The following is a 15,551-nucleotide window of genomic DNA, read 5'->3' on the forward strand; positions in this document are numbered from 1 at the left end:
CCCCCGCGGGACAGGCACGCGCGCAACGGGCCCGTCATCGTCCCGGACACCAGGAGGCACCCGGGGGGAAGCAAGGACTCCGGATCGGGGTCCGTCCCGGCCCCGGGTCGGGCCTCCGCGAGGAGTCGCAGCGAGGCCGAGGCCCCTTGGCAGCCCAGGGACGCAGGGGAGGGTCCCCCGACGGAGAGCTCCACCTCGCCACCGTGTGCCGCCCACTGTGTCGCCAGGGTGGCGGCCACCGACACCGCGCGCTCGAAGGCCTCGGTCGTGGTGGGACCGGAACCCGGGTAGGCCGAGGTCCCGGTGACGAGGACGATGCGGTGGCTGGTCCCGGCGCCTCCCTCGGGGACGTTGACGAGCAGGTGTCCCTGCCGGGCGGACTGCTTCCAGTGGATCGACCGGGGGGCGTCCCCCGTCCGGTACTCGCGCAGGTTCCCTCCCGGCTCACCGGAGCCGGGCCTGACCCCTTTCGTCCCGAAGGCACCCAGGGCGGCGGGCAGCTCCCCCGGTGCCAGGAGCGCGGGCAGGACCAGGAGGTCCTCCCCGGCATCCATGCGCAGCCAGAGCCGGGCGAGCCCCAACGGATCGGTCACCCGCAGGGAGGACAGCGTGACGCGCATCCGGCCCCGCTCCCGGGGGCGCAGCACCACCCCGGTGCGCACACCGGGGCCGGGACGCAGGCGCACGACGTCGACGCGTCGTCCCTCCCTCCGGGTCACGTCCCCCTCCCACCTCCAGAGGACCTCGGCATCGGAGAGGAACGCGGAGTGCACCAGGACGCGTGCACGCACGGGCACCCTCTCCCCCACCATGGGCGTCGGGGGAACGGTGTCGAGGACGACCCGCGGTCGGGAGAGGAACGCGACCCCCGTGGCGGCGGCCAGGGCCAACGGGACCGGGACGAGGAGGAAGACCGCGAGCAGCAGCATCTCCCTCAGTCCGATCCAGGCCCAGGTGAGCCAGCACACCGCTCCCAGGGTGAGCACCCCCCATCCCCGCGGGGTGGGCACGATGAGGAGGGAACGGGCCCGGGAGGCAGCTCCCCCGGGCACCCGCCGACCGGCACCGCGGAACGGGTGCCACACCGGTCGGCGCCCGGGTGTCACGGCAGGCCCGGGACCTGCAGGGACGCCACGACCTCCGAGACGATGCGGGTGGCGGCCGCGAGGGACTCGGTGGCGGTCGCATGGCGTCCGCGCGGGACGAGGCGGTGGGGCAGGACGATCCCCGCGAGCCGTGCCACGTCGTCGGGGGAGACGAAGGAACGCCCCTGCATCGCTGCCCGGGAACGGGACATGCGCGCCAGGTGCAGGGTGGCACGGGGGCTCGCCCCCATGAGCAGGCCGGGGTGGGACCTGGTGGCGCCCACGAGCGCGACCAGGTAGCGGGCGACCTCGTCGGAGAGGTGGACGCCGGTCACCGCGGCCTGGGCGGCGAGGACACCCTCGGGCGTGGTCACGGCGCGGACGCGGGTGAGGGGGTCGCCGTCGCGACGGTCGTCGAGCATCGCGAGTTCCGCCCCCGCATCGGGGTAGCCGACCGAGATGCGGGCCATGAAGCGGTCGCGCTGGGCCTCGGGGAGGGGGAAGGTCCCCTCCATGTCCTGCGGGTTCTGGGTGGCTGCGACCATGAAGGGGGCGGGCAGGGGCAGGGTGCTCCCGTCGACCGTCACCTGACGCTCCCCCATGGCCTCCAGCAGGGCGGACTGGGTCTTGGGTGTGGCCCGGTTGACCTCGTCGCCGATGACGACGTTGGCGAAGACGGGGCCGGGGTGGAACCTGAACTCCTGGGTCGCCGCGTCGAAGACGGACACCCCGGTGACATCGGTGGGGAGCATGTCCGAGGTGAACTGGATGCGTGTGACACGTGCGTCGATGCTGCGGGCCAGTGCTGCCACGAGGGTCGTCTTGCCGACGCCCGGTACGTCCTCGACGAGGAGGTGCCCGCCCGCCAGGAGGGTGCACACCGCGGCCCCCACCGCCTCGGGCTTCCCGGAGATCACGGCGGAGACGCTGCGCGTGAGACGGGAGGACAGGTCGCGCACGGCAGTGACATCACCCGCCACCACGGTGTCGGTCATCGGCCCATGCCTCCCCTCGCGCTCCGGGCGTCGTCCGGCCCTGCGGGGAACGTAACACAGGTCACGGTCCGGTACCGTCCGCCGGGACGGAAGTGGCCGCCCGGTGCCCCGAACCGACGGGTCACCGCCGGTCCGTGTCCGGGCCACCGCCGACCCGCGACCGGCCCGCGGGAGGTCCGCCCCTTCCCCTGACATGTCGAACCGATATATCATCTCGATACATGCGCTCGGGGATTCCGCCCCGGGCGCGGGACGGGGGAGTGCCGGATGGGGATCAGGGCCGAGATGCTCGAGCTGGCGATCCTGGGCGAACTCGACCGCCCCACCCACGGCTACGAGCTCCGACGACGCCTCTCGGATGCCGTCGGCCCGCTGCGGACCCTCTCCTTCGGTTCCCTCTACCCCGCCCTCCACCGGCTGGAGCGCGCCGGCCTCATCACCTCCACGACCACGGAACCCAGGAAGGGGCACCGCAAGCTCATCGTCCACGAGATCACCCCCCTGGGACGGCACTTCCTCGAGGAGGAGCTGGAGAAGGTGGACAGTGACGACGACTCCTTCGCGATCGCCGTCGGGCTGATGTCCAAGGCCTCGCCGGCCGCCCGCCTGCGCCTGTTGAGGGACCGCAGGGCCCGCGTGCAGGCCCGCAGGGAGGAGCGTCAACGTCGTTCCCCCCGCGCCGAGGGCGACCCGTGGCGGCGTGCCCGTTCGGAGTGGGAGGAGGAGGACACCCTGCGGGAGATCACCTGGCTCGACCGGCTCATCGCCATGGTCCAGGCCCCACTCCCCGCCGACCGGACCGCCACACCAGTCCCGGGCCCCCTCCCAGGTGCCGCCCCGACGACCACCCCCGTGGGGCCCGTCGGCCCGACCACCCCGGAACCGACGCCCCCGGGAGACCCCTTGACCACCCCAGGGGGGTCGCCCTCGTCCATGACGGAGGAGGACGCCACCCCGGGTCTGCGCCGCACCCGCGCGCGCAGGAAGTCGCGGCAGCACCGCACACACACAGAGAAGGACAGCCAATGACAGCGATCCGCACGGCAATCGTGGGGGTGGGCAACTGCGCCTCATCCCTGATCCAGGGGGTGCACTACTACCGCGACGCGGCCCCCGAGGACACGGTCCCCGGCCTGATGCACGTCGACTTCGGTGGGTACCACGTCCGCGACGTCGAGTTCGTCGCAGCCTTCGACGTCGACGAGGCGAAGGTCGGCTTGGACCTGGCGGACGCCATCTGGGCGTCCGAGAACTGCACCATCAAGTTCGACGACGTTCCCCCCACCGGGGTCCTCGTGCAGCGCGGCCCGACGCTGGACGGTCTGGGCGAGTACTACCGCGACACCATCACCGAGTCCTCCGCCGAGGCGGTCGACGTCGCCGCCGCGCTGCGCGAGTCGGGCGCCGAGGTGCTCGTCTCCTACCTGCCCGTGGGGTCCGAGGAGGCCGACCGCTTCTACGCCCAGGCCGCGATCGAGGCCGGGTGCGCGTTCGTCAACTGCCTCCCCGTCTTCATCGCCTCCCGCCCCGAGTGGGCACAGAGGTTCACCGACGCGGGCCTGCCGATCATCGGCGACGACATCAAGAGCCAGTTCGGCGCGACGATCAGCCACCGCGACCTCGTGCGGCTCATGGAGGAGCGGGGGGTGCGGATCGACCGGACCTACCAGCTCAACGTCGGGGGCAACATGGACTTCAAGAACATGCTGCAGCGTTCCCGCCTGGAGTCCAAGAAGATCTCCAAGACCCAGGCGGTCACTTCCAACATGCTCGGTGACCTGCCCGCCCGCGACGTCCACGTCGGCCCCTCGGACTACGTGCCGTGGCTGGACGACCGCAAGTTCGCGTTCGTGCGGGTGGAGGGCACCACCTTCGGCGACGTGCCGATCCAGATCGAGTACAAGCTGGAGGTCTGGGACTCCCCGAACTCCGCCGGCATCGTCATCGACGCCATCCGCGCGGCGAGGATCGCCCTGGACCGCGGCATCAGCGGGCCCCTGCTCTCCCCCGCCTCCTACTTCATGAAGTCCCCGCCCGAGCAGCGCCCCGACGAGGCCGCGCGGGCGAGCGTGGAGGCCTACATCCGCGGCGAGGTCGAGCGGTGAGGGTGACGGTGCTCGCAAGGCTCTGAGACCGCTCGGGAACCACCTGCACGCAGCGGGTGGGCAGCACCGTGGTGCCGGGCAACCGGCGGCGGGGGTCGCCCTCGTCCTTCGTGGACGGACGAGGGCGGCCCCTGTCCTTCGTGGACGGACGAGGGCGGCCCCTGTCCTTGCGTCTGTGGACCACGCCGATCACGTGCGGGCCGAGGGACTCGGGGAGCTCTGGGCGTTCCCGGTGGGCGTGTCGGGTGGAGGTACCAGCTGGAACCGCCCGGCCGAGGTGTCGGGTGGAAGTGCCAGCTGGAACCGCCACGGCCGAGGTGTCGGGTGGAGGTGCCCGGCTGGGGCGGGATGGACGGTCCGAGGGGTCCATTTGTGAGCTCTCTCACATTTCGTGAGATGTCCACGTTCGAACGCCTGTTCGACCTCCAGATGCACACGGGGGTGCGGAGACTTGGGGCATGGAGACCAGAAGGACTGACACGCACAGCCCGATCCTCCCCTTGGGGGAACGGGTCGCAATGGCGCGCCGGACGCTGGTCGAACTCTCCGATGCCGAACGTCTCGCCGACCTCAGTGACCAGGATCTGCTCGATGCTTTGAAGGAGCTCGAGGCCCTGGGACGCCTCATCGATGCCGGGCGGGCCTTCGCGGCGGGTGAGGTCCAGCAGCGTTCGCGCAAGGAGCTGGGGGACGCACGCCTCTGCGTGAAGAAGGGGTTCACCCGGGCCGTCGACCTGGTGGCCGATGCGACGGGAACCTCCACCGTCGCCGCCCATCGACGCATCACCCAGGCCCAACCCCTCCGGCCAGCGGTCTCCGTCTCGGGTCGAGAGGAGCCCAGTCCTTTCCCCCTCATCCGCGCCGGCGTGGGTGCGGGACTGGTGGCGACGGAGACCTCCCTCGTGATCACCGGGGCCCTCCAGGAGGCGAGGGACCGTGGCGCCGCACCCGACCGGGTCGGGGACGGGGAACGCGCGCTCCTCGCAGCGGTCCTCGGTGCGGACTGCATCCGTGAGCACATGGCCGTCTTCGGGGACCGGGCACGGGCCCTGCTGTCCGAGGCATGTGACTCGACCCCCGGTCGCGGCAGGACGCTGGCCCAGGTCAGGCGCCTCGCGTCGGCGTGGAGGGTGATGCTGGTCCAGGAGGCCGACAGGTCCCGGGGTGAGGAGGCCGAGCGCATCCGCACCACAGAACGCGAACACGCCGAGAACCGCCGCCACCTGCGCCTCCTCCCCTCCCGTGGGGGGACACGCCGGATCGAGGGGGAGCTCCTGCCCGAGGTCGCCGCGCAACTGGAACGGATCCTCGATGCCTACATGAACCCTCGTGTGGACGGTTCGCGACACGGTGTCGGTGACACGACAGCCGCGACCGCGGGCGTCGGGGACCTCCGTGCAGGTGCCGAGGTTCTCGGAGCTCCCCCGCCACCAGGACCTGAGGTGGACCGACGTTCACGTGGCCAGCGGCTCCACGACGCCTTCGGCGGTGTGCTCACCGTTGCGGCAGGCGTGCCCGACATGCCGCTCCTGGGAGGAGCACCCCCCACCCTCGTGGTCACCATCGACCGCAGTCAGCTCGATGCTCCGCTGGGGAGGGCATTCCTGTCCGGCACGCACGACGAGGACGCCAGCGACGTCGACTCCACCAGCGCCCACCATGCGGGGTGCGCAGGCCAGATCCAGACGATGGTCACCAGCCGTGCCGGTGGGATCCAGGAGCTCAGTTCTCCCTCACGCATCTTCACCCCGCACCAGCGCCGGGCCATCGCGATTCGCGACGGTGGCTGCTGCATCCCTGGATGCGAGGTTCCCGCGACATGGTGCGAGGTCCACCACGTCCACGAGCATTCCCAGGGTGGACCAACACACACCGACAACGGCGCGATGCTGTGCTGGCACCACCACCGCCAACTCCACGTCCTGGGCTGGGACATCCGCATGCGGGACGGCACACCCTGGGTGAGGCCCCCGGCGAGCATCGACCCGCGGAGGTCATGGCGGCCGGCACAGACGAGTACCTCCTCCCACCACCGCCGGCTCACCCTGGAGCGGGGTGGCCAGGCCCTCCCCGGCGACGATCCACCCGGCACCGGCGCCGCTCCCCGGTCGGACTCCCGCCCGCCACCGGACGCGCTCCCGCCGGACGACTTCCTGCCGGACACGTTCCCGCCGGACGACTTCCTGCCGGACGCGCTCCCGCCGGACGACTTCCTGCCGGGCTCGTTCCCGCCGGACAGCTTCCTGCCGGAGACGGCCGATCCACGCCCATCGGACGGCCACCCGCCGACCCCCGTCCCACCAGACCCTGGCGGCACGCATGCGCCCGGCTCCGCCACGGCGTCACGGTCGGACTCCCATCCATCCCACGCTGTCCTGCCCGAGGCCACCGCCATGCCCCAAGCCACCGCCATACCCCGGGCCGCCGACCGGCCCGAGGCCGCGGCCATGCCCCAGGCAGCTGCCATGGCTCCCGTGGCGCTTCCCGGCCTCGAGGTCGAGATGGTGCTGCCTCGCACCGGATGAGGGCCCCGCTGCCACCGGTGCCGCACCCGGGGCCGACACCACACCCCTGACCACGCCGATCCACGGCGCCGGGACGAGTCGGCCCGGGATCACCCCCTCCGGGCGACCCGATACCCTTGGAGCACAGCTACCGAGGAGGACTCCATGTCCAAGAACGCGAAGCGGGTCGGCATCCTGACGGCAGGTGGGGACAGCCCGGGCCTCAACGCGGCGATCCGCGGGTTCGGCAAGGCGGCGCTGGGCCACTACGGCATGGAGGTCATCGGCTTCCGCGACGGCATCCGGGGTCTGGCCGAGAACCGCTTCGTCCAGCTCGACTCCCAGGCACTGTCGGGGATCCTCACGGTCGGGGGCACGGTTCTGGGGACCTCCCGCGACAAGCCCCACAAGATGCGCGTGGGCGACGAGGTCGTCGACATGGTCCCCACGATCATCGAGAACTGCGAGAAGGACGGCCTGGACGGCCTGGTCTGCATCGGCGGGGGCGGCACCGCCAAGACTGCCAACCGCCTCTCGAAGGCCGGACTGAACGTCATCCACCTCCCCAAGACCATCGACAACGACATCGCGCACACCGACACCAGCTTCGGGTTCTCCACGGCACTCGGCATCGCGACGGAGGCCATCGACCGCCTCCACTCCACCGCCCACAGCCACCACCGGATCATCGTCGTGGAGATCATGGGCCACAAGGCCGGTTGGCTGGCCCTGGGCGCGGGGATCGCAGGAGGAGCCGACATCATCCTGCTCCCCGAGATCCCCTACTCCATCGAGCCGGTCGCCGAGTCGATCCGCAGGCGTGCCGCCGCCGGGCACAGCTTCTCCGTCGTGGCCATCGCAGAGGGTGCCCGCGACCAGCAGGATGCGGCGGACCTCGTCGCTGCCGAGGCCCTGGTACGCGGCGCGGCCACCCCCGAGGCCAAGTCGGCCGCCAAGAAGCACCGCAATGCGGTGCTGGTCTCGCACCGCGGCAATGCGTTCAAGGTGGCCGAGGCCCTGGAGGCCGCCACCGGCCTGGAGTCCCGGGTGACCATCCTGGGCTACGTCCAGCGCGGGGGAACCCCCGACGCCCAGGACCGACTGCTCGGCACCCTCCTGGGTGGGGCGGGGGCGGACATGGTGGCCCGCGGCGAGTACGGCGTGACCGTGGCCTCGCAGGGCCAGGCCGCGGTACCCGTGCCCCTGCCGGAGGTGGCGGGGAACCTCAAGACCGTCCCCCTGGACCATCCGTGGCTGGAGTCCGCACGGCATGTGGGCACCTGCATGGGGGACTGAGCGCAGCCACTGACCGGTGGCGGCAGGGACCCGGGCTCGTGCGGCCCGGGTCCGACCCCGGTGGCAGTGCCACTCCCCGCGACCGCACGTCGCGCAGCCGGAGCCACAACCACCACGTCGGGGGGTGCGTCCCGCGGAACTACGATGACATCACCCGATGAGCACACCGATCCCCTGGAGGACACCTTGACCGCATTCGATGACGGCGCCAGCACCCAGGCGGATCCCGCCGAGCGCGAGACCCTCACCTGGGAGGCGTTCGGGACGGCCACCCGGGACCTCAGCCGCGCGATCGTCGAGTCCGGATGGGTTCCCGACCTCATCATCGCGGTCGCCCGCGGTGGCCTGCTGCCCGCCGGCGCCATCTCCTACGCGATGGGCGTCAAGGCGATCGGCACGATGAACGTGGAGTTCTACACCGGCGTCGACGAGACCCTCGCAGAGCCCCGCCTGCTGCCCCCACTCATGGACGTCTCCGCCATCTCCGGCAAGAACGTCCTCGTGGTGGACGACGTCGCAGACTCGGGACGCACGCTGCGGATGGTCATGGACCTCATCGCCGAGAACGGGCTCTCCCTGGACGGCGCGGCCGCCGTGCCCGTCGACGCCCGCTGCGCGGTCATCTACGAGAAGCCCCGTTCGGTCATCTCCCCCGACTACGTCTGGCGGGTCACCGACCGGTGGATCAACTTCCCCTGGTCCACCCTGCCCGTCGTGCGGGCCGAGTAGGGCGCCATGGGTGCCGGGGGCGCGGCGGGCGCCATGGGTGCCGGGGGCGCGGCGGGCGCCATGGGTGCCGAGGGCGGACCACGTGGGGCGCACGAGGGCGACCCCGGTCGCGTCGCGGCGCACGAGGGCGACCCCGGTGACGTCGCGGATCCGACAGCCCGCCTCGGGGCCTCGGAGTCCGTGGCCCGCCAGGTCGTGGACCTGGTGACCGACCGGCTCGCCCAGGGACGCGAGGTCCGGGTGCTGGGCATCACCGGCCCGCCGGGGACCGGCAAGTCGACGGTGGCCGGCATGGTCGCCGACCTCCTGGAGGCACGGGGCGTGGCGGTGGCCGGGCTCGCCCCGATGGACGGGTTCCACCTCTCCAACACGGTCCTGGAGGACCTGGGGCGCTCCGACCGCAAGGGCGCTCCCGACACCTTCGACGTGTGGGGCTACGTCGCCCTGCTCGGGCGGGTGCGCAGCGCGGGGCGCACGGTCTTCGCCCCCGACTACCGACGTGACCTGCACGAGCCGGTGGCAGCCTCCTCGGCAGTGGCACCCCACGGCGTGGTCATCACGGAGGGCAACTACCTCGGCCTCGACGTGGAGGGGTGGCGCGAGGCCCGCGACCTCGTCGACCTCCTCGTCCACGTCGAGACGCCGGCGACCGAGCTCCTGCGTCGGCTCGTCGCCCGGCAGGAGGCCTTCGGCCGCGACCACGTCGACGCCGCCCACTGGGTGCGCACCGTGGACTCCGCGAACATCGACCTGGTCGCGGCAGGCCGTGACCGGGCCGACGTGGTCATCCGCCCTCGTCCCCCCGAGGCACGGCCCGACTGACACCCGGAGCGCGCCCCACCGGAGTCCCGGGTCCGTCCCCGGATGTCACCGAGGTGTTCCCCCGGCCTCACATGTCCCGCACCCACACCGACCAGCGCCGGTCGGACCCGGAACCTGTCGTGCCGACGCCGTGGCACGGGGACCCCGGCACGGAGACCCCGCCACTCCTGTGACCAAAGTCCCACACGGGGTCCTCCCGGGTGTTTGACTGGTGCCGTCCCGTCAACCGCGCGGCCCGGCAGTGCCGGCCCGCCGCCACAGGCACCCGCCCCGAACCCGATGAGGAGTTCCCCGGATGTTCCACCAGACCCTCGATCCCGTCGCCGGATCCCTCCCCCTGTCAGCACTGGTCGCCGTCATCCCCCTGGCCACGCTCTTCGTCCTCCTCGGCGTCTTCCGCGTCAAGGCCTGGCTCGCCTCCGTCATCGGCCTGGTCCTCTCGATGCTCCTGGCGACCCTCGTGTGGCGGATGCCGGTCGCCCAGGTGGCCAGCGGAACCCTGGAGGGCGCCCTCTACGGCGTCGTCCCGATCCTGTGGATCCTGGTCAACGCGCTGTGGATCTACCGGCTCACCGTCGTGACCGGTTGGTTCGAGGTCCTGGGCGACCGCATCCGGGCGATCACCGATGACCAGCGCATCCTCGCCATCATCATCGCCTTCTGCTTCGGGGCGCTCCTGGAGTCCCTGGCCGGGTTCGGCGCCCCCGTGGCGATCTCCATCGCGATGCTGGTGGCCGCGGGCATGAAACCCCTCAAGGCCGCCGTGGTGTCGCTGCTGGCCAACACGGCGCCCGTGGCGTTCGGGGCGATGGCCGCCCCGATCATCACCCTGTCGGGGGTCACGAGGATCGACGTGCACCTCCTCGCCCAGATGGCCGGTCGCCAGACGCCCTTCCTCGCGGCGTTCGTGCCCCTGCTGCTGGTCTTCATCGTCGACGGGTGGCGGGGTGTCCGCCAGACCTGGCCGATCGCCGTCATCTCCGGCCTGACCTTCGCCGTCGCCCAGTTCGTCACCTCCAACTTCTTCGCCGTCGAGATCACGGACGTGGTCGCCGCCGTCGTCACGGCCGTCGTGGTGCTCCTCGTCCTGCGCGTGTGGTCGCCCTCGCACACGGTGGCCTTCGAGGCGGAGGACACCGACGAGGGCGGCGCCGACGTGGCCGCACCCGGTGGCCACACCTCCCGGGCGGGCATCGCCGATCCCGACATGGCCCGCGTCGACCGTATCGGGACCGCGCTCCGCGGGGAACCTCCAACCGTGGATGGCCGGGTGCGTGCCCTACGTCGTGATCATCGCGGTCTTCTCCGTCACCCAGATCCCCGCGGTCAAGACCTTCCTGGCCGAGCACGCGACGATCTCCTTCGCCTGGCCGGGCCTCGACGTGGCCAACGCGGCGGGCGACGCCATCTCGACCACCTTCAAGCTGGGGTGGGTCAGCACGGGCGGCACGCTGCTGTTCATCTCGGGGATCATCGTCGCCCTCGCCTACCGCGTCTCCGCGGGCCGCGCCCTGCGGGCCTACGGCGCGACCGTGCACCAGCTGCGCTTCACGATCCTCACCGTCGTCTCCGTGCTCGCCCTCGCCTATGTCATGAACCTGTCCGGCCAGACGCAGAGCCTCGGCGCCGCGCTCGCCGCGACCGGGGGCTTCTTCGCCCTCCTCTCCCCGGCCATCGGGTGGCTCGGGGTGGCGATCACGGGCTCCGACACCTCCTCCAACGCGCTCTTCGGGCTCCTGCAGGCGACCACCGCGGAGAAGGCGGGCCTCGACCCGGTCCTCATGGCGGCCACGAACTCCTCGGCCGGCGTGGTCGGGAAGATGCTCTCCCCCCAGAACCTGGCGGTCGCGGCCGCCGCCGCCGGCATGGCGGGGAAGGAGGGCGACCTGTTCCGGAGGCTAGTCTGGTGGAGTCTGGGTCTTCTCGTCGCCTTCACGGCCTTCGTCTACCTGCAATCGACACCGATCCTCGGATGGATGGTCCCCACACCATGACTTCTCCCACTCACACAATTCCCGAGGCCCACATCGACCCCGCGGTCGCCTCCGCGATCCCGGACGCCTCACGCATCCGCCTGGGGGCGCTGGACCGCGTCGCGCACGCGAGCGATGCCTCCCACTTCCTCCACACCCCGCGCGCCCTCGTCATCGCGGAGGACGCGGCCGAGATCGCGGCCGTCCTGCGCGGCGCCTCCGCCTCGGGCACCCACGTGACCTTCCGCTCGGGCGGGACGTCCCTGTCCGGTCAGGCCTCGGCCCCCGACCTCATGGTCGACACCCGCAAGGCCTTCCGCGACATCGAGGTGCTCGACGGGGGACGTCGCGTGCGCGTCCAGCCGGGGGCCACGGTGCGACAGGTCAACGCCCACCTCGCGCGTCACGGCTACCGCCTCGGCCCCGACCCGGCCTCCGAGGGTGCGTGCACCGTGGGCGGAGTGGTGGCGAACAACTCCTCCGGCATGGCGGCGGGCACCGTCCAGAACACGTACCACACGCTGGAGTCCATGGTGCTGGTCCTGCCCTCGGGCACCACCGTCGACACCTCGGCCCCTGACGCCGACGCCCAGCTGCGCCGCCGGGAGCCCGCCCTCGTCGAGGGGCTGGAGCGCCTGCGTCGCCGCGTCCTCGACAACCCCGAATCCGTGGCGACCATCAAGCGCCGCTTCGCCATGAAGAACACCATGGGATACGCGGTCAACGCCTTCCTCGACTTCGACTCCCCCGCCGACCTCCTCGCCCACCTGGTCATCGGGTCCGAGGGCACCCTCGCCTTCGTCGCGGAGGCCACCTACCGCACCGTGCCCGTCCTCCACCAGGTCGCCACCGCCCTGGCCGTCTTCCACTCCCTGGAGGACGCCACCCGGGCCCTGCCCGACCTCGTGGCCTCCCACGCGGCGACCCTGGAGCTCATGGACGCCACGTCCCTGCGGGTCGGGCAGTCCTTCCCCGACGCCCCCCGCCAGATCACGGGCTTCGAGGTCGGCACCGAGGCCGCGCTGCTCGTGGAGTACCAGGCCGATGACGCCGACACCCTGGCCGACCTCGTGCGCGGCGGCAGCGAGGTGCTGGACCACCTCTCCCTGCGGTCCCCGGCCACCCTGTCCACCGACGCCGCCCAGCGGGCGCTGGCCTGGAAGCTGCGCAAGGGCCTGTACACCTCGGTGGCGGGCGCCCGGAAGTCGGGGACGACCGCCCTGCTGGAGGACATCGTCGTGCCGGTGCCGTCCCTGGCACCCACCTGCGCCTCCCTGCAGGAGCTGTTCACGAAGTACCAGTACGCCGACTCCGTGATCTTCGGCCACGCCAAGGACGGCAACATCCACTTCATGCTCACCGACGGGTTCGCCCGCACCGGGGCCATCGACCGTTTCGCGGCCTTCACGGAGGACATGGTCGACCTCGTCCTCTCCGCCGACGGCAACCTCAAGGCCGAGCACGGCACCGGGCGCGTCATGGCCCCCTTCGTGCGCCGTCAGTACGGCGACGAGCTCTACGGGGTCATGCGCGAGATCAAGACCCTGTGCGACCCCACCGGCATCCTCAACCCCGGTGTCATCATCGAGGACGACCCGAAGGCCCACCTGCGCGACTTCAAGCTTCCGGAGTCCATCGAGATCGAGGCCGACCGCTGCGTGGAGTGCGGCTACTGCGAGCCGGTGTGCCCCTCCCGCGACCTCACCCTCACCCCGCGCCAACGCATCGTCGTGCGCCGCGCGGAGGAGCGGGCCCGCGCCCACGGGGACGAGGCCCTGGTCAGGGAACTCAGCCACGACTACGAGTACTCCGGCATCGAGACCTGTGCCGTCGACGGCATGTGCGTCACGGCCTGCCCGGTGCTCATCAACACCGGTGACCTCGTGCGCCGCCTGCGCCGGGAGGACCAGAACCCGGTCCTGGCCACCGGGTGGCGGGCCGCGGCCCACGCCTGGAACCTCGTCTCGCGCACCGCGGCCGCCGGGCTCACCGTCGCCGACCACCTGCCGGCGCCCCTCGTCGGGGCCGTCTCGGACGTGGGGCGCGCCGTCCTCGGGGCCGACACGGTGCCCCACTACAGCGCCGACCTCCCCGCCGGGGGACCCGCCCGCAAGCCGCTGGCGGGCACCGTCGGGGCGGACGAGGGAGAGATCCGCGGCGTCTACCTGCCGGCCTGCATCAACGGGATGTTCGAGGCGGGCGGGGACGGCGAGGGCGCGACGCGCGCCTTCATCGCCCTGCTGCAGCGCGCGGGGATCCGGCTGGTGGTGCCCGAGGGGATCGAGTCGCTGTGCTGCTCGACGCCGTGGACGTCCAAGGGCTACCCCGCGGGGCGCGCCGCCATGGCGCACCGGGTCGTCGCCGCGGTGCGGGAGCTCGACCCGGACGGCAGGCTGCCGGTCATCACGGACGCGGCAAGCTGCACCGAGGGCTTCGAGCACATCTTCCGCGACGAGAAGGTCACCTGGCAGACCCTGGATGCCGTCGAGTTCGTCCGGCGCGAGGTCCTGCCCGCCCTGGGTGAGGTCACGCCCCTGGTGGACACCCTGGCCCTGCACCCCACCTGCTCCTCGACCCAGATCGGGCTCAACCCCGCGCTGGAGGCGGTGGCCGCGACCGTCGCGCGGAAGGTGGACGTGCCGCTGAACTGGGGCTGCTGCGGGTTCGCCGGCGACCGCGGGATGCTCCACCCCGAGCTGACCGCATCCGCCGCCGCGCCGGAGGCGCGTGAGGTCAAGGCGCTCCACGCCGACGCCCATGCCTCCTGCAACCGCACCTGCGAGGTGGGGATGACGCGGGCGACCGGGTCGGAGTACCGCCACGTGCTGGAGCTGCTGGAGGAGGCGACCCGGCCGGGACGGCGGGTGCCCGCAGGAGCCTGACCGCGGACACCCGCACCGGGGCGCGGCCTGCGGCCCGGACGAGGTGGGGGCCGCCGCCAGATCAGAACGGACCTCACGGCCCGAAAGGAGCGGACTTCGCGGTCAGAACAGAGCGGACCTCGCCGACGGGGTCAGTGGGTGGGGCCGAACCAGGCCTTCCAGTAGGCGTGGAAATTGAGGTTGCCCCAGCTGGAGCAGGCTCCCCCCGAACCTGACAGGGCATCGTCGTCGGGTTGGTAGGGCGTGTAGTTGTAGAGCCCCGCGGTGGCCTGGTTCGCCATGGTCACCGGCGCCGACCCGCAGTCGGGGTCGGGGTTGTACAGGACGTCGCTCGTCACGCCTGCCTGGAACTCGAACTGTCCGGGGTCCTGCTGGTAGATGCGGAACTGTCGTGCGGCGTACCAGACCTGACGGGCGAACCCCGAGTAGTGGGCGTCGCAGGTGGAGGTGTCGGGGCAGGCGTAGCCCATGGCAGTGTCGTATCGCGCGGCCGACAGGGAGCTCCCCGACGCCGTGATGAGTCCCTGCTCCTTCTGCAGCACGACGAGCAGCACCTGCGGGTTCACCCCGCACCCCGTGGCGGCCTTCGTGATGACCGAGGCCGCCGTGTCCTCCGATGCGCCCTCGAAACCGCCGGGGCAGTATGCGTCGGCGGCGAAGTCCGGGGTCGACTCGGTGTGGTCCGCCAGGCAGGGCGTCCCGTCCGTGCCCGGCACGCAGCCCGCGTTCCATGTCGAGATGAACTGCGCGACCTCGTCCTCGGTCATGGCATCCGCGTCGAAGAAGAGGGCGTCGGAGATGATGCCGCCGGGTTCGAACCCGCTGAAGTCCAGGGGCGGGGTGGTGGGTCCGGCGCCGGCGGTCACCGTGTCGGGATCCGGGCCGGTCGCGTCGCCGTCCTGGGTGCCGGGAAGGGCGGAGCGCACCAGGAGGACGAGCCCCGCCGCGATGAGCGCGAGGAGCCCGAGGACCAGCAGCGTCGCGACACCGCAGCCGGACGACCCACGCCGACCGCGGCGGGTCCCGTGCCGCGCCCGGGACCTCCCCGACCTGCGACGTCCGGCCGGGGGGCCGGTGGCACGGTGCCCGTGTCCCGTCGCGTGCCCCGGAGCCATCAGGGGCGCGCCGGGGCCAGGCGTGCGCGCAGGTGGTCGACGAGG

11 protein-coding genes and 1 pseudogene are annotated in these 15,551 nt (G+C 72.1%); 9 read left to right on the top strand and 3 right to left on the bottom strand.

The features are described from left to right. Window positions 1-1,010, bottom strand: a 1,010-nt coding sequence (locus tag TA90_RS02990; protein WP_187120077.1) for a DUF58 domain-containing protein, incomplete at its 3' end; no start/stop codon positions are given. A gap of 92 nt (window positions 1,011-1,102) precedes the next feature. Continuing rightward, window positions 1,103-2,080 carry an AAA family ATPase gene (locus tag TA90_RS02995; RefSeq protein WP_043534545.1) on the bottom strand — a complete coding sequence of 326 codons (978 nt, stop codon included), beginning with the start codon at window positions 2,078-2,080 and terminating at the stop codon, window positions 1,103-1,105. A 267-nt stretch (window positions 2,081-2,347) separates the two neighbouring features. On the opposite strand from TA90_RS02995, the gene TA90_RS13025 reads away from it, so the two are divergent. The 9 genes and pseudogenes from TA90_RS13025 to TA90_RS15435 all read left to right on the top strand — a co-directional run bounded on the left by TA90_RS13025 (window position 2,348) and on the right by TA90_RS15435 (window position 14,391). Further along, complete coding sequence (locus TA90_RS13025) at window positions 2,348-3,109, top strand: PadR family transcriptional regulator (RefSeq protein ID WP_052450424.1); 762 nt, start codon at window positions 2,348-2,350, stop codon at window positions 3,107-3,109. After that, the gene (locus TA90_RS03005; protein ID WP_043534546.1) at window positions 3,106-4,185 is read left to right on the top strand and encodes an inositol-3-phosphate synthase; all 1,080 of its coding nucleotides are present in this window, start codon (window positions 3,106-3,108) and stop codon (window positions 4,183-4,185) included. Before TA90_RS13025 ends, TA90_RS03005 begins: the two co-directional genes overlap by 4 nt. Window positions 4,186-4,643: 458 nt before the next feature. Next, complete coding sequence (locus TA90_RS03010; protein WP_082031319.1) at window positions 4,644-6,710, top strand: HNH endonuclease signature motif containing protein; 2,067 nt, start codon at window positions 4,644-4,646, stop codon at window positions 6,708-6,710. Between the two features lie 144 nt (window positions 6,711-6,854). Next, window positions 6,855-7,985 (top strand): 6-phosphofructokinase, encoded by a 1,131-nt coding sequence (locus tag TA90_RS03015; protein WP_043534548.1) that lies wholly within the window; start codon window positions 6,855-6,857, stop codon window positions 7,983-7,985. A gap of 144 nt (window positions 7,986-8,129) precedes the next feature. After that, entirely contained in the window at window positions 8,130-8,714 is a 585-nt protein-coding gene (locus tag TA90_RS03020; protein WP_052450425.1) for a phosphoribosyltransferase, read from the top strand. 6 nt (window positions 8,715-8,720) lie between these two features. Further along, on the top strand, window positions 8,721-9,536 hold the full coding sequence (locus TA90_RS03025; protein WP_231550640.1) for a nucleoside-triphosphatase: 816 nt from the start codon (window positions 8,721-8,723) through the stop codon (window positions 9,534-9,536). Window positions 9,537-9,831: 295 nt separating this feature from the next. Further along, window positions 9,832-10,611: pseudogene (locus TA90_RS15985) on the top strand (L-lactate permease); the annotation flags it as partial. Window positions 10,612-10,810: 199 nt separating this feature from the next. Further along, window positions 10,811-11,530 carry an L-lactate permease gene (locus TA90_RS15740; RefSeq protein ID WP_269419940.1) on the top strand — a complete coding sequence of 240 codons (720 nt, stop codon included), beginning with the start codon at window positions 10,811-10,813 and terminating at the stop codon, window positions 11,528-11,530. Beyond that, entirely contained in the window at window positions 11,527-14,391 is a 2,865-nt protein-coding gene (locus tag TA90_RS15435; RefSeq protein WP_052450426.1) for an FAD-binding and (Fe-S)-binding domain-containing protein, read from the top strand. The genes TA90_RS15740 and TA90_RS15435 overlap by 4 nt, the downstream gene beginning before the upstream one ends. A 131-nt stretch (window positions 14,392-14,522) precedes the next feature. Here TA90_RS15435 and TA90_RS03040 read toward each other — a convergent pair. Then, window positions 14,523-15,551 (bottom strand): hemagglutinin (locus TA90_RS03040; RefSeq protein WP_222704594.1); only part of this gene is annotated, 1,029 nt, incomplete at its 5' end.

Source organism: Actinomyces polynesiensis, assembly GCF_000820725.1.
Lineage (GTDB): Bacteria > Actinomycetota > Actinomycetes > Actinomycetales > Actinomycetaceae > Pauljensenia > Pauljensenia polynesiensis.

Bases quoted from the DNA above. Each gene is read 5' to 3' on its own strand.
- TA90_RS03025 (WP_231550640.1), top strand. From the start codon at position 8,721: ATGGGTGCCGGGGGCGCGGCGGGCGCCATGGGTGCCGGGGGCGCGGCG.
- TA90_RS03015 (WP_043534548.1), top strand. From the start codon at position 6,855: ATGTCCAAGAACGCGAAGCGGGTCGGCATCCTGACGGCAGGTGGGGAC.
- TA90_RS15435 (WP_052450426.1), top strand. From the start codon at position 11,527: ATGACTTCTCCCACTCACACAATTCCCGAGGCCCACATCGACCCCGCG.
- TA90_RS03005 (WP_043534546.1), top strand. From the start codon at position 3,106: ATGACAGCGATCCGCACGGCAATCGTGGGGGTGGGCAACTGCGCCTCA.
- TA90_RS13025 (WP_052450424.1), top strand. From the start codon at position 2,348: ATGGGGATCAGGGCCGAGATGCTCGAGCTGGCGATCCTGGGCGAACTC.
- TA90_RS03010 (WP_082031319.1), top strand. From the start codon at position 4,644: ATGGAGACCAGAAGGACTGACACGCACAGCCCGATCCTCCCCTTGGGG.
- TA90_RS03020 (WP_052450425.1), top strand. From the start codon at position 8,130: ATGACATCACCCGATGAGCACACCGATCCCCTGGAGGACACCTTGACC.
- TA90_RS02995 (WP_043534545.1), bottom strand. From the start codon at position 2,080: ATGACCGACACCGTGGTGGCGGGTGATGTCACTGCCGTGCGCGACCTG.